A 14918-nucleotide genomic window follows, 5' to 3' on the forward strand; every position below is an offset into this window, starting at 1 on the left:
CATCTGGAATAATCCGTGTCGGGGGGTTGTCAGTCTGCGCTGTTCAACTGCTGATACAGCGAGCGCGCCTGTTCGGGTCGGGACAGCTCATCGAACCGGCGTTCGATCTCCCTGAGTTCCAGCAGGGCAGCCTTGTTCTTGCCGTTGCGGTGATAGGCCGCTGCCAGGTGATAGCGGATATCGGGGATATGCGGGGCCAGCACCGCCGCTTCCTTCAGCAGCCGCTCGGCCTCGACCGGTCGGTCGTTCTTCAACAGCAGCCAGCCATAGGTATCGATGATCTCGGGACGTGAAGCCGACAGCTCATAGGCCCTGGCCGCGTACTCCAGCCCGCGTTCGGGATCCGTTTCGGCGGCGATGACCGCGGCATTGTTCAGCGCCGGGACGTTGTCCGGCTGCCTTTCGAGCACCGTCTGATATTCCTCCAGCGCGGCCGCGGACTCGCCGGCGCGACCGAGGTCGGAGGCATAGATCAGTCGAACATCGGTATCGTCAGGGTATGACTGCAGCCAGGTCTCAAGCACTGTCCGCGCCGGGCCGGTGTCTCCCTGCGCCTTATGCACACGGTAGAGCTTGGTCATCAGGGGACGCGTGGCGCTTCTGGCATAGGCCTGGCGATAGGCCTCAAGCGCCTCAGCCGGCGCCTGTCGGCGCATGTGAAAGTCACCTTCCAGTTCGAATCCCAGGCCGATGTCCGCATATTCTTCTTGCGTCCGTTCGATCAGGGCCAGGGCCTTGTCGTCCTGTCCCTGCGCGGCATAGGCCTCGGTCAGCAGAATCCGGGCTTCGATGTCCTCCACTCCCAGTTCCAGGGCACGTTCCAGCGGGGCGATGGCCTTGCCGGTCTCATTTCGCGCCAGATGCAGGCGGCCGAGCAGATAATGCGCATAGCCGTTTTCCGGCGTCTTTTCGACCAGTGATCTGATGGTGGCCTCGGCATTGGCATGGTTGCCGCTGTTGATCTGCACCAGGCCGAGCTTGGCAAGCACCCGCGGCTGTCCCGGATGCCGGCGGTCCAGATCGGACAATACGACCAGGGCCTTGTTCAACTCATCGTTGCGGGCCAGATAATCGGCATAGGCCAGTCCCGGCTGCAGTTCGCTCTCATGGCCTTCATAGGCCTTCCGGTACAGGTCCGCGGCGCCTTTCCGATCACCCGTGGCCTCGGCAAGTCTGGCCCGTGCCAGCAGTACCCCTGGTGATCCCGCCCCCTGGCGTTCGGCACGTTCGAGGATATCCGCGGCGGCGGCCGCATTGCCGTCCTGAAACTCGACATTGGCCAGGTTGATATAGGCAGCGGAGAACGCCGGATCCGCGTCGATCGCCTGCTGCAGGGTCTGACGCGCGGCCCTGCGCTCACCCATGGCCAGCTGGACCACAGCATGCAGATTGGCCGCTTCCGCGCTGTCCGGATACCTGTTGCGCATTGCCTCCACGGCACGCAAGGCGGCGGCATGATCCTCCAGCGCCATGTAGGACATGACCAGCAGGCGGTCATAGCCCATGCCGCCCTCGGCATCAGTGAGTGAACGCAGTTCCTCCAGTCCCGTTTCCCGGTCCCCCTGCAGAATGCGTCCCATCGCCAGCTGCGCCTGGACCGGCAGCGCTTCCGGCGCGATTTCCCGCGCCCGTTCCAGATACTCCATGGCCCGTTCGACCTCGCCGACCTGCATGTAGGCCGCACCGAGTTGAGCCAGATACCCGGCATTGTCCCTGGCGGCTTCGGCGGCCGGCTGCATGATCTCGATCGCCTCCTTCACCTTGCCCTGCTGCAGACTGATGCTGCCCAGCATCTGCCTTGCCGGTACATGCGCCGGGGCGTATTCCAGATAATCGCTCAGATAGAGCCGGGCCTGATCCAGATTGCCGCGCTGATGATGAATGGTCCCCAGGAACAGCATCGCCGGCGCGTGCTTGGGCTGCACCGACAGGACCTTGTTGAAGGCGGCGAGCGCCTGATCATGGTTGCCGGCACTGAATTCGAGCAGGCCATCAAGGTGTATCACCTGGGCGTTCTCCGGCAGCACTTCCAGCAACTCGTCGACAACCGGACGCGCCGCGGAGAACTCGCCCTGGACGATCAGCGCCTGGGCCTTGCCGAGACGGGCAACGATATCGTCCGGCCTGACCTCCAGCGCCCGGTCGAACCAGGTCACCGCCTCCGGTCGTTTCTCGGCCGCGAGAATCTGTGCCTTGACCAGGTTGGCACTGTAGCTGCCGCGATCGCTGTCCAGCGCCCGGTCGACAAGCTGGTGCGCCTGTGCATGATCGCCGGCGTTGTAGGCCAGCTGGGCCAGGCCGAGATGGGCATCGGCGTGCTTGTCGTCCAGGGTCAGCGCCTGGCGGAACTGCTCCTCGGCCTGAGTCAGTTCGCCCTGGGCCATCAGGGCCTGGGCACGCAGCACCCGGATATCGGCGGCCAGCGCCGCCGGATCATCCGCCGTGACCTCGATTTCCTGCAGTACCTCGTCGAACCTGGCCTGCCGCAGCAGGGACTGGGCCAGTCCGGTGACCCAGTCGGCGCGCGCCGCCTTTAGCCGCCGCGCCTGCCTGAACTCCTTTTCCGCCGCCGCGGCATCGCCGGTTTCGAGATGGATCCGGGCCAGCAGCAGCCGGGCATCACGGTTGTCCGGCGCCTCCTTCAGGGCGTTTTTCAGCTGGATCACCGCGGCCCGGTATTCCTGCCTGGCATAGTAGTCCCTGGCCTCCTCCAGATAGTCCGCGGCCACCGCGGTGATGGGAAGCAGCAGTCCTGCGATCATTCCCCGGATCAATCGTGTGCTGGCATGCATGGTCATATCCTTTTTATTCCGCTATTTCGCCTGGATATTCAGGTTGTATTTCTTTACCAGTGAATAGAAGGTGGGACGGGTGATGCCGAGCAGTTCGGCGGCCTGCGAAACATTGCCGGAGGCATACTGGTAGGCACGCAGCAGCGCCTTGCTTTCCGCTTCCTCGCGGATCTGACGCAGGTTGAAGGGCAGGGACTGGTCCTGATCGCCGGGGTCCAGTTCCAGGTCGGCGGCGGCGATGTGCTTGCCCTCAGCCATGATGATGGCGCGCTTGACCCGGTTCTCCAGTTCACGCACGTTGCCCGGCCAGCTGTAATTCTCGATCGCGGCCAGGGCGTCGGGGGCAAAGCGGACGGAATTCTTCTTGAACTGATCGGCATACTGATTGAGGAAATAATTCGCCAGCACCACCGCCTCGCCCTGACGCTCGCTCAGTGACGGGATATTGATGGTGATTTCGCTGATGCGATAGTAGAGATCCTCGCGGAAGGCGCCCTGCTGGATCTGTTCCTGCAGGTTGCGATGGGTGGCGCAGACCACGCGGACATCGACCGGGATCTCCTTGCGCCCGCCCACACGCACGATCACCCGTTCCTGCAGGAAGCGGAGCAGCTTGGCCTGCAACGGCAGCGGCAGATCACCCACCTCGTCCAGGAACAGGGTGCCGCCGTTGGCGCACTCGACGTTGCCCGGGGTAGTCTTGTTGGCGCCGGTGAAAGCGCCCTTCTCATAACCGAACAACTCGCTTTCCAGCAGGTTCTCCGGGATGGCGGCACAGTTGATGGCAATCCAGGGCTGGTCGGCGCGCGGGCTCAGTTCATGGAGGCTGCGGGCGAGCAGTTCCTTGCCGGTGCCGGAATCCCCCAGCAGCAGGGCCGTGGCATCGGTGGGCGCGAGCTTCTCGATCTTGCGGCAGACCTCGAGCATTTCGGGGCTGGTCGCGATGATGCCCGCCAGGGGGGATTCGGCGGCCGGATTCACACTCCGCTGCTGTTCTTCCAGTTCATGCAGATGCCAGGCCCGTTCCACGATGAAACCCAGCAGTTCCGGATCCGCCGGTTTCTGGCAGAACAGCCAGGCACCCTCAGCGATGGCGCGAATGGCATTTTCACTGTCGTTGTTGCCGGTGACCACGATCACCTTGGTCCTGGGCGCCAGGGACAGAATCTGGCCCAGCGTGGCCAGCCCCTCGGTGGCGCCGCCCGGGTCCGGCGGCAATCCCAGATCCAGCGTCACCACCGCCGGTTCGTGACGCCGCAGCTGGGCGATGGCGTTCTCGCGGTCACTGGCGGTGACGACCTCGAACTCATCGAATGACCATTTCAGCGCGCTTTGCAGACCGGGGTCATCCTCGACGATCAGCAGTGTTTTCTTCCTTGCGTTCACCTGTACTCCCACATCAGCTGAGGTGATCGGATTCCCCGCACATTCAGGCGACCTGCTCCTGCTCCGTGTCGGGGCAGGGCAACAGAATCCTGAAGGTTGATCCCGCACCCGGCTGGCTCTGCACCATGATATCGCCGCCCAGCGACCGGATGTATTCGCGACTCTCGTATGCACCGACCCCCATGCCGACGTCACCCTTGGTGGTGTCGAAGGGACGGAACAGGCGTTCCTGGATGAACTCGGGTTCCATGCCGATGCCGTCGTCACTGACGCTCACCTGGACATGCCCCTCCGTGCGCTCCACGCTGACCCGGACATGACCGTCCCGGGTAGTGGCCTGCTGGGCATTCTGCACGATATTGCGCAGGGCAGTGCGCAGCCGGTCCGGATCCACGGTCAACTCGATCTCCGCGAGCTCGTTGTGCAGTTGGGGACGGGGCTCATAGACGGACAACTCCTCCATCACCGAGTTCAACAGCCGCTCCAGCCTGATCGGGCGTGGCCGGTTCTCGCTCAATCCGGACTTGAGCAGATTCATCAGGCGGTTCATCTTGGTGACCGAGTGTTCCATTACGGCGACCACATCGTCGATAAAGGCCGGATTGTGTTTATGCTTGGCGGCGTTCTTGGTAATTATTGATTGTTGGGCAATTATATTCTTCAAATCATGAAGAATATAGGCCGAGAGCCGGTGGAAGCCCTCGAACTGCCGGGCCTCGGTGAGCGCCAGGTTGGCCTCGAGTTGCCCCAGGTAGGCCGCGGCCTGGCAGGTCGCGGTCTTGAGCAGGTCCATCACTTCCCAGTCCAGTCGCACCGTCGCCAGGGGCTTCGCGAGGAAAATCAGTCCGATAAGCTCCCCCCCGTCAAGCAGCGGCACAATCAGCCAGGCCTGGGGGATCTCGGGCAGCCACCCCGGCAGGTGCATGTCGGCATAGCGCTCCGGGCGCTCGCGCCATTCCTGCAGATCTATGACCCACCCATTGGCCTCGACGAAGCGCACCAGATCCGATTCCGCCTCCAGCATCCAGGCCGCCTCAAAGGGTTGGTTCCAGTGGGCAACCGGTGTGTAGGCCGTGGTCGAGCGGCGCAGCCACAGGATACCCGCCGGACTGTCCACGATGCTGGCCACGGCCCGGATCACGCAGACCCTGGGATCGGCTTCCTGTTTGCAGGCCGACAGGGTGCGGGTAAAGCGCAGCCACTGTTCGCGATAGTCGTACTGGTAATTGAAGAAGTGCTTGCTGAAGAATACCCGCAGCTGCGCCCGCGCATGCCCCGAAAACAACAGCGCGGCCAGCCCCAGCAGGGCGGCGGCGACAAACACAATCTGGAGAACATCCCCCCATTCGCCGCCTACCGCGCGGATATAGTAACCGGCTGCCGCCATCACCAGCAGATAAATGCCCGTTCCGATCAGAGTGGCCGTGTGAAAGACCATGCGCCTCGAGACAAAAACGTCCAGCGACCAGTCCGGATTGCGCGCGGCAGAAACCGCGATCAGAGGCACGGCCAGGGCATTGATCGCTCCGCGTGCCTGCCAGATCGCCGGATCCAGCTGATTGAACATCACCGCATTGGAATAGAGGATGAAATCATAGAGGTAGATCCCGGCAATCCCGAAGCACAGGTACTTGATTCCCCAGCGCTGGTCGGACTTGGTGTTGCGGAACAGGTTCTCGACCAGCCACAGCACACCCACCACCAGACCCAGATACAGGGCATAGACAAGCTTGAAGGGAATGGCATTGAAGATAGCCACCGGAAACAGCGGCAGCAGCGCCAGCAGCCCCGACAGGCCGTAGGCCGCCAGCGGCCCGGGCGAAAAAGCCCCGAAGAAGGTGGCCGCGCCGCGCTGGGTGCGCAGGATACCGAACAGGAAGATGAACCAGCCGATGAACCGCAGGGCCTCTGCCGTGGGGATGAAGACCACGGCAAGCGGATACTCTGCCGCCACCAGCATGGCATGCACAGCCCACAGCGCCGAGACGCCCACCCCTGCCAGCAGCACCCCGCCCTGAAGGCGGCCACGCCAGCCACTGGCAAGCACCAGCGTCAGGATCAGGTAGGCCAGAGCGGCCAGTCCGTAGCTGTATATACCGATGCTCAATCTTCCCTCGACGGTTTGATCGGTCCCGGTCAGATTCAGCAGTCAGCGAGACGCCCCGCCTGCATGCCGCTCAGCCCACCATCACGGGCCCGGATACCTGCATTATGAAAGTGCCGTGCCCGGCGGGCAATGCTGATGAGGAAACACAACCGGGCCGCGGCCGATTGACAGCGCCGGGGCTTCAGTGGGCCCCTTTGCCCATCAGAACAACCTCCACGGTCTGCACCAGTATCATCAGATCCAGCAGCAGGCTGTAGTTCTTCACATAGTACAGATCGTACTGCAGCTTCTCGAAGGCGTCCTCTTCCGAAGAGCCGTATTGGTAGCAGACCTGTGCCCAGCCGGTCAGTCCCGGTTTGACCCGGTGACGCTCGTTGTAATACGGGATCTTCTCGGCCAGCTGCTCCACGAACTCGGGCCGTTCCGGACGCGGCCCGACGAAACTCATGTTGCCCCGGAGCACATTGAAGATCTGCGGCAGTTCGTCCAGACGCACCTTGCGTATGATCCCGCCCACGCGCGTCACCCGGGCATCGTTGCGGCTGGCCCATTGGGCGCCGTCCTTTTCGGCATCCGTGCGCATGCTGCGGAACTTCACGATCCGGAAGGGACGGCCGTTTTCCCCGACCCGCACCTGACGGTACAGGATCGGCCCGCGGAAACCGCCCTCGACGAACACGGCGATGGCCACCACCAGCATGAACGGCAGCAGCAGCGGCAGCAGCACCAGGGCCAGCGTGAGATCGAACAGGCGCTTGAGATAAGCACGCACCGCCCCGCCCCGGAACCCGTCCGAGAGGAACATCCAACTCGGGTCCAGCACATCGAGTTTGATCTTGCCCAGTTCGCGCTCGAAGAAACTCAGCAGGTCGACCACGTCGACGCCGCTCATCTTGCAGTCCAGGATCTCGTCCACAGGCAGGCCGCGGCGACGGTCGTCCACCGCCACCACGATTTCGTCGATATCATGATCGGTGACATATTCTGCCAGCGGGCTGTCGATTTCGAGGATGCGTTCGGGATCGACCTGCTCCTCGGCATCGCCCATGCGGGCAAACCCGACCAGATGCAGTTCCCGCATGTCGCTGCTGCGCCGGTAGCGGGTGATCAGGGCGGCCTTTCTGCCCGTACCCAGCACCAGCACCCGCCGCTTGAGCATGGACTGGTCACCCAGGCGCAGGAACAGGCCGCGGGTGAGGACCAGCCCGAGCAGGCTGATGGAATAGGCGATGGCCAGTGCCCCGCGGCCGAGGAACAGTTCCGGCGCCAGGTAGAAGATCACCGCCAGCGGCACCAGGCTCAGCGCGAAACTGGCCATGGCGCGCAGCAGCAGGCCCTCGAAGCCGTCCCGGGTGCGCCGCTCGTACAGTCCCATCCCGGCCATGCTGAGTACCAGCGTCAGGGAGAACACGATCGCCTTGGGCCAGACCGGCTGGACGCTGGCCACGGTGGCCGGATCGGACTCCCAGAAGCGGATGGCCACGGCCCATTCGAAGGCGAGAAAGAAGAACACACCCTCGAGCACCGCCAGATAGAGAAAGGCGGTGGGGATGTAGTGGCGGAATATCCTGATCGTTGCCATTATGCCGTTCCATGGCGGAATGCGGGGCACTCCGCCGGGATTGTCACCTCGGTACAAGCCGCTTCCCGGAGGCGGCTTCCTTATAGTCTGGACTATATTGTGGCTATCGGCGGCCGGGAATGAAAATTGACCGCCAATGCGGACTACAGCAGCCGATCGATGGAATGCACCTTCAGCCCCCAGGCCAGCAGCGACCAGACCTTGTCGTTGGTCAGCCGCAGCCGCCCCACCAGCATCTCGATGATCTCGCGCAGCACCGGATAACCTATATCCGGATGGGCATCGAAGAAGCGCAGCAGTTCCACCCCGTCGAGCACGGCCAGTTCCACCGGTTCCAGCGTGGTCACGCTGGCCGAACGCGGGCCGGCATCGAACAGCGCCAGTTCGCCGAACACCGCGCCCGGCCCGAGGTCGCACACCCCGGGACGAATATGGCGCTCATCGTCCAGGCTGACGTCACCGGTGACGCGCACCCGCCCGCTGAGCAGCACATAGACTTCATCGCCCGGATCCCCGGCCCGGAACAGACAGTGGTTGGCCGGATAGTCGGCCCGGTGCCAGTACCTGCCCTCGGCGAATCCGGGGTGCTGCAGCAGCGACTGCAGAGACGGCACCACTGCAAGCCTCCCCTGTGCTCAGACCCTGTAGAAATCCCGGTACCAGTCCACGAAACGCGCCACCCCCTCCTCCACGGTGGTGGCGGGCTTGTAGCCGACATCGCGGATCAGGTCCTGGACGTCGGCGTAGGTATCCGGCACGTCACCGGGCTGCAGCGGCAGCATGTTCATCTCCGCCTTGCGGCCCAGGCAGTCCTCCAGCACCTTGATGTAGTGCAGCAGTTCCACCGGCTGATTGTTGCCGATGTTGTACAGCCGGTAAGGGGCGGTCGAGGAGGCCGAGTCCGGCGCGTCGCCGCTCCACTCGGGGTTGGGCTCGGGCACCCGGTCCAGGGTGCGGATCACACCCTCGACGATGTCGTCGATGTAGGTGAAATCGCGCCGATGCTTGCCGTAATTGAACACGTCGATGGGTTCGCCGGCCAGGATGCTGCGGGTGAACTTGAACAGCGCCATGTCCGGCCGCCCCCAGGGGCCGTAGACGGTGAAGAAGCGCAGCCCCGTGGTCGGGATCCGGTACAGGTGGCTGTAGGTATGCGCCATCAGCTCGTTGGCCTTCTTGGAGGCGGCGTACAGGCTGACCGGATGATCCACATTGTCGTGCACCGAGAAGGGCATCTTGGTATTGGCCCCGTAAACCGAACTGCTGGAGGCATAGACCAGGTGCTCGACCCCGTTGTGGCGGCAGCCCTCCAGGATGTTGGCGAAGCCGACCAGGTTGGTGTCGACATAGGCGAGCGGGTTCTCGATCGAATAGCGCACGCCGGCCTGAGCGGCCAGATTGACCACCCGCTGCGGCCGGTGCTGCTCGAACACCCGGGCGATGCCCTCCCGGTCCTCCAGGTCGATGCGCACATCGGTGTAGCCGGAGTGGCCGAGGGTGCGGTCCAGCCGCGCCTGCTTGAGGCTGACATCGTAATAGTCGTTGAGATTGTCGATGCCGATGACCTCGTCGCCGCGCTCGAGCAGCCGCAGCGCCAGTGTGGAGCCGATGAAACCCGCCGAACCCGTGATCAGAACCTTCATTATTCTCTCCCTTGCGAAATCTCGGCTGATACATGAACAAGATAAAACCCCAACGCAGAGTCGCACAGACGCGGGGGACGCAAAGCATCATTACTACAAAAAGCCTTGCATCCTCTGCGTCTGTGCGACTCTGCGTTGAAAATCGCTAGAGCCGCCCGTCCACCATCTCCGGCGGCAGCACGTATTTCACGTCGAACAGCACCGCGCCGGGTTTGCCCAGGGCGCGGATGCGCTCGGCACCCATCTCCACGAACTGGCGATGCGCCACGGCCAGAATAATGGCGTCGTAGCTGCCGGGTTCAGGCTCGGGGATGACCTCGATGCCGTATTCCTCGCGCGCCTCATCGGGATCGACCCAGGGATCGTAGACGTCCACGCGCGGATGGTAATCCCTGAACTCCGCGACCACATCCACCACCCGGGTGTTGCGCAGATCCGGGCAGTCCTCCTTGAAGGTCAGCCCCATGATCAGGATGTTGGCATCTGAAACGTGGATGCGCTTCTTGGTCATCAGCTTGATGACCTGCTCGGCCACAAAGGCGCCCATGCCGTCGTTCACCCGCCGCCCGGCCAGGATCATGCTGGGGTGATAGCCGATCTGCTACGCCTTGTGGGTCAGATAATAGGGATCCACGCCGATGCAGTGGCCGCCGACCAGGCCGGGGCGGAAGGGCAGGAAGTTCCACTTGGTGCCGGCGGCCTTGAGCACCTCCTCGGTGTCGATGCCGAGGCGGTTGAAGATCAGGGCCAGTTCGTTGACCAGGGCGATGTTGACGTCGCGCTGGGTGTTCTCGATCACCTTGGCGGCCTCGGCCACCCGGATGCTGCTGGCCTTGTGGGTGCCGGCCGTGATCACGGAACGGTACAGCGCATCGACGAACTCGGCCGTCTCCGGGGTCGAGCCCGAGGTGACCTTGAGGATGGTGGTGACGCGATGCTCCTTGTCGCCCGGATTGATGCGCTCGGGGCTGTAGCCGACGAAGAAGTCCCGGTTGAACGTCAGTCCGGACTCGGTCTCCATGATCGGCACGCAGACCTCCTCGGTCGCCCCCGGGTAGACGGTGGACTCGAAGATGGCGACATCGCCCGGCTTCAGCGCGCGACCGATGGTGCGGCTGGCGCCTTCCAGCGGCCGCAGGTCCGGACGCTTGGCGTCGTCGATCGGGGTGGGCACGGTGGCGATATAGACATTGGCATCGGCGAGTTCGCCGGCGTCGTCGGTGTAGCGCAGCCGGGCTGCCTGGTGCAGTTCCTCGTCGCTGACTTCCAGCGTGCTGTCATGGCCCCGGCGCAGCTCGGCGATGCGCCCGGCATTGATATCGAAGCCCAGGGTGTCATAGCGCCGGCCGAACTCGACCGCCAGCGGCAGCCCCACATAGCCCAGTCCGACGACCGCGATCCGGGCCTGTTCCAGCTTCATCATCCTGATATACCCCTTGATTGTACTGAGTTTTATTCTCTCGACCGACACAACCGGCTCCCGCCGGGTATCGGCCCGTCGCCGCAGATTCTGTAACCGGGAGGAGGCGTCAGCTGTCGCCCGGGAGGGATTCCAGTTCCAGCCAGGCGCAGCTGCCGGCGGCGGCCAGCGTCTCCAGATAACGCCTGTGGGCCTCGCACTCGGTCGTGCTGGCCCGCAGTACCGGCAGCGGCGGGCGGTCCGCCGCCAGCCGGCGAATGGCCTGAGCCCCGCCCTGCCCGGCCTGCTCCGCCTCCCGGCCTTCCAGGGTGAGGCTGGTCTGGCCGCCGGTCATGTGCAGATAGACGTCGGCCAGGATCTCGGCGTCGAGCAGCGCTCCGTGCAGTTCGCGGTTGGAGTTGTCCACCTCGTAGCGCCGGCACAGGGCATCCAGGTTGTTCTTCTGCCCTGGATGCAGCCGCCGCGCCAGTTCCAGGGTATCCAGTACCGTGCAGTGATCCTCCAGCCGGCCCTGTCCTCCGCCCAACAGCGACAGTTCGTGGTTGATGAAGCCGACGTCGAAGGGGGCGTTGTGGATCACCAGTTCCGCCCCGCTGATGAACTTCAGGAAATCCTCTGCCACGTCGGCAAAGCGCGGTTTGTCGGTGAGGAACTCGTTGGTGATGCCATGGACCTCGATCGCGCCCTCGTCGATCTCGCGGTCCGGCTGCAGGTACTGGTGGAAGCTGCGGCGGGTGTGGCGCCGGTTGACCAGTTCCACACAGCCGATCTCGATGATCCGGTGCCCCTGGCTGGGCTCCAGGCCGGTGGTTTCGGTGTCCAGTACGATCTGCCGCATTATGCCCTTCCCCTCGCTTCATTCATGGCGGCCAGGTACCGTGGTGTGCATGCGCCTGACTGTTCCGGCAATAACGGAAGGTCGCAGAGGCACAGGGACGCGAAGAAAATAGAAGTTTCAGAACCTCTGCGCCTTTGCGTCCTCGGCGTTAATCTCACCATCGTCAAGTCAGTCCGCCAGTTCGTCGATGCCGCGGTTGGCCAGCTGGTCGGCACGTTCGTTCTCGGGGTGGCCGGTATGGCCGCGCACCCAGTGCCAGTCTACCTGATGTCGGGCCGCCAGTTCATCCAGTTCACGCCACAGATCGGCGTTCTTCACCGGTTTGCCGGCCGCGGTTTTCCAGTGTTTGCGCTTCCAGTTCGGCAGCCACTCGGTAATGCCCTTGCGCACATACTGCGAATCGGTGGTCAGCTGCACCCGGCAGGGGCGTTTGAGCGCCTCCAGCGCCCGGATGGCGGCCAGCAACTCCATGCGGTTGTTGGTGGTATGGAGCTCGCCACCGTAGAGTTCGCGTTCGTGGCCGCCGTAGCGCAGCACCGCGCCCCAGCCGCCGGGACCGGGATTGCCGCGGCACGCGCCGTCGGTGTAGATCTCGACTGTAGTGTTGTCGCTGGTCATGAACTTTTCGTGTCAGCCTCGGCGGGTGGGTTCGATCACACCGGGGGAGAGAAACCTGCGTCGCGGCCGCCAGCGTGGTCGGATGGGCGTCATGCCCACCACCCGTTTGCGGGCCAGCAGCAGGAATCCGGCATTGCCGGGGATGTGATTGACCGCCTCCAGCTGATCGAGAAAACGGGTCCGTTCCAGCAAGCCGGCATGGTTGACCGGCAGGCGGTACAGCAGCGGCTGCACCGCCAGGGTGTCGAATCCCAGCAGCGCCAGCCAGTCGCGCAGCCGGGCCACCCCCAGGAAACGCCCGCACCAGGGCAGCCGACCGCGCCAGCGGGTCAGCAGGCTGCGCCCGCCCCAGATCCCCCAGGGATTGAATCCCACGATGACCAGGTGCCCTTCCGGGATCAGACAGCGTTCGGCCTCGCGCAGGATCTGGTGCGGCTCGGCGGCAAACTCCAGCACATGCGGCAGCAGGATGACATCCAGGCTGTCGCTGCTGACCGGCCAGACATCATTGGCGCTCACCAGTCCGGTGCGGCCCGGGATGGCCTCCGGCGTCTGCACCACCCGGTGCTGCACCCGGCTGCTGTCCAGGGGATCCGCCTGCCAGGGCGGCGCCACGCTCAACAGGTGATAGCCGAACAGGGTCGTCAGACAGTCCCGTACCGCGGTCAGTTCGACCTGTTCCAGGGCCTGGCCGAGCGGGGTCCGGTACCATTCTTGCAAGCCGGGGAAGACCGGCATCGGACATTTGACGCTGTCGGATTGTTTTTTCAACCGCCGCATGGGCTTGCATCATAACCGAAGCGGGCCTGCGAGCGTGAGACAGGTTTGCTTGATTTCACCCCGGCCCGCTGTCAGGATTCGCGCGCATGATCCCAAAATACAACCTAGTACTGTGCACCCTCCTCGCCCTGGCCCTGGCTGCCTGCCAGACCCCGTGGGTGCGTGACGCGCAGCCCCGCGCCGGGGACGCGGCCCCGGCCGTCGCTGAACACCCGACCGCCACCCCCGAACCCGAGACGAAGACGACACCGCCGACCCCGGCCGCACCCGAGGCCCGCATCGAACCGGCCCCGCCGCCGGATCTCTGGACCCGGCTGCGTGCCGGTTTCACCCTGCCCACCCGTCTCGACGACCGCCGGGTCCAGCTGCATCTGCAGTGGTTCAAGCGTCACCCGCATTACCTCAGCCGGGTGGTAGAGCGGGCCGAACCCTACCTGCCCTGGATCCTGGACCGCATCGAACAGGCCGGGGTCCCCACCGAGATCGCCCTGCTGCCCATCGTGGAAAGCGGGTTCAATCCCTTTGCCTACTCCCACGGCCGCGCCGCCGGCCTGTGGCAGTTTATCCCGGCCACCGGCCGGCGCTTCGGGCTGGAACAGAACTGGTGGTATGACGGCCGCCGGGACTGGGTCGCCGCCACCGACGCCGCGCTGGCCTACCTGCAGGCCAACCACGCACGCTTCGACGGCGACTGGCTGCTGTCCCTGGCCGCCTACAATGCCGGTGAGGGTAACGTACTCAAGGCCCAGCGACGCAACCGGGCGCGCAACCGGGCCACCGATTTCTGGTCCCTGGATCTGCCGCGGGAGACGGAAAAGTACGTGCCCAAGCTGCTGGCGCTGCGCGAGGTCTTCACCCATCCCGCGGACTACGGCCTGGAACTGCCGCCGCTGGACCCGGACCAGCGCCTGGAACTGGTCGAGACCGGCGGCCAGCTGGACCTGGCGCTGGCCGCCGAACTGGCCGGGCTGCCGCTGGAGACCCTCTACCGGCTCAATCCCGGTTTCAACCGCTGGGCCACCCCGCCCGACGGGCCGCACCGGCTGGTGCTGCCGCACGGCGCATCTGCCAGATTCAGCCAGGCGCTGGCCGAACTGCCCGAGGCTCAGCGGGTACAGTGGCAACGCCACCGGGTCGCGGCCGGCGACACCCTGATCGGTCTGGCCAGTCAGTATCACACCACCGTGGCGCTGCTGCAGGAGGTCAACCAGCTGCGTGATCACCGCATCCGCCAGGGGGATCACCTGCTCATTCCCACTGCCCGGGAGTCGCTGGAGCGCTACAGCCTGTCGGCCGGCCAGCGCAAACTGGCGCTGCAGAACCGCAAGCGTGCCGGCAACAGGCAGGTGCATGTGGTGCGCGCGGGCGACAGCTTCTGGGATCTGGCGCGGCGCTACAAGGTGGGGGTGAGGGAACTGGCCGGCTGGAACAGCATGGCCCCGACCGATACCCTGCGGGTAGGGCAGAAACTGGTGGTCTGGACCCAGACGCCGGCAGCCGCCAATCCCAATATCGCCCTGCAGCGGGTGCGCTACCGGGTCCGCCAGGGGGATTCGCTGGCGCGCATCTCGCAGCGCTTCAAGGTCAGCATCCGCGACCTGGAGCAGTGGAACGATCTGGACCGCCGCCGCTACCTGCAGCCGGGCCAGGTACTGACCCTCTACGTCGACGTCACCCGCCAGGCCGGCAACGGTTGAGCCCGCGGCCCGCAATAGCGAGCAGGATGGGTGAAGCACAGCGCAACCCATCGCC

The 14918-nt window shown here is 64.5% G+C and carries 10 protein-coding genes and 1 pseudogene; 1 reads left to right on the plus strand and 10 read right to left on the minus strand.

Annotated features, from left to right (window positions below; genetic code table 11):
• Positions 1-29: 29 nt before the first annotated feature.
• The 10 genes and pseudogenes from prsT to CFK21_RS11475 all read right to left on the minus strand — a co-directional run bounded on the left by prsT (position 30) and on the right by CFK21_RS11475 (position 13166).
• Complete coding sequence (prsT, locus tag CFK21_RS11430) at positions 30-2792, minus strand: XrtA/PEP-CTERM system TPR-repeat protein PrsT (protein WP_172844297.1); 2763 nt, start codon at positions 2790-2792, stop codon at positions 30-32.
• A 21-nt stretch (positions 2793-2813) separates the two neighbouring features.
• Entirely contained in the window at positions 2814-4178 is a 1365-nt protein-coding gene (prsR, locus tag CFK21_RS11435) for a PEP-CTERM-box response regulator transcription factor (protein ID WP_096367596.1), read from the minus strand.
• Positions 4179-4221: 43 nt separating this feature from the next.
• The gene (gene prsK, locus CFK21_RS11440; RefSeq protein WP_157745643.1) at positions 4222-6285 is read right to left on the minus strand and encodes an XrtA/PEP-CTERM system histidine kinase PrsK; all 2064 of its coding nucleotides are present in this window, start codon (positions 6283-6285) and stop codon (positions 4222-4224) included.
• 181 nt (positions 6286-6466) lie between these two features.
• A complete protein-coding gene (locus tag CFK21_RS11445) occupies positions 6467-7867 on the minus strand; it encodes a TIGR03013 family XrtA/PEP-CTERM system glycosyltransferase (protein WP_096366783.1) in 1401 nt (466 codons plus the stop codon).
• A gap of 143 nt (positions 7868-8010) precedes the next feature.
• Complete coding sequence (locus tag CFK21_RS11450; protein ID WP_096366784.1) at positions 8011-8484, minus strand: cyclic nucleotide-binding domain-containing protein; 474 nt, start codon at positions 8482-8484, stop codon at positions 8011-8013.
• Positions 8485-8502: 18 nt separating this feature from the next.
• On the minus strand, positions 8503-9510 hold the full coding sequence (locus tag CFK21_RS11455) for an NAD-dependent epimerase (RefSeq protein WP_096366785.1): 1008 nt from the start codon (positions 9508-9510) through the stop codon (positions 8503-8505).
• Between the two features lie 145 nt (positions 9511-9655).
• Positions 9656-10930: pseudogene (gene tviB / locus CFK21_RS11460) on the minus strand (Vi polysaccharide biosynthesis UDP-N-acetylglucosamine C-6 dehydrogenase TviB).
• 109 nt (positions 10931-11039) lie between these two features.
• Positions 11040-11768: a DNA polymerase III subunit epsilon gene (gene dnaQ, locus CFK21_RS11465; protein ID WP_096366786.1), complete on the minus strand. Its 729-nt coding sequence runs from the start codon at positions 11766-11768 to the stop codon at positions 11040-11042.
• Between the two features lie 168 nt (positions 11769-11936).
• The gene (gene rnhA, locus CFK21_RS11470) at positions 11937-12386 is read right to left on the minus strand and encodes a ribonuclease HI (RefSeq protein WP_096366787.1); all 450 of its coding nucleotides are present in this window, start codon (positions 12384-12386) and stop codon (positions 11937-11939) included.
• A 12-nt stretch (positions 12387-12398) separates the two neighbouring features.
• Positions 12399-13166: a methyltransferase domain-containing protein gene (locus tag CFK21_RS11475; RefSeq protein ID WP_096366788.1), complete on the minus strand. Its 768-nt coding sequence runs from the start codon at positions 13164-13166 to the stop codon at positions 12399-12401.
• Positions 13167-13252: 86 nt separating this feature from the next.
• Between CFK21_RS11475 and CFK21_RS11480 the strand changes: the two genes are divergently transcribed.
• Entirely contained in the window at positions 13253-14863 is a 1611-nt protein-coding gene (locus CFK21_RS11480; protein WP_096366789.1) for a LysM peptidoglycan-binding domain-containing protein, read from the plus strand.
• Positions 14864-14918: the final 55 nt, after the last annotated feature.

The organism is Thiohalobacter thiocyanaticus (assembly GCF_002356355.1).
Classification (GTDB): Bacteria; Pseudomonadota; Gammaproteobacteria; order Thiohalobacterales; family Thiohalobacteraceae; genus Thiohalobacter; species Thiohalobacter thiocyanaticus_A.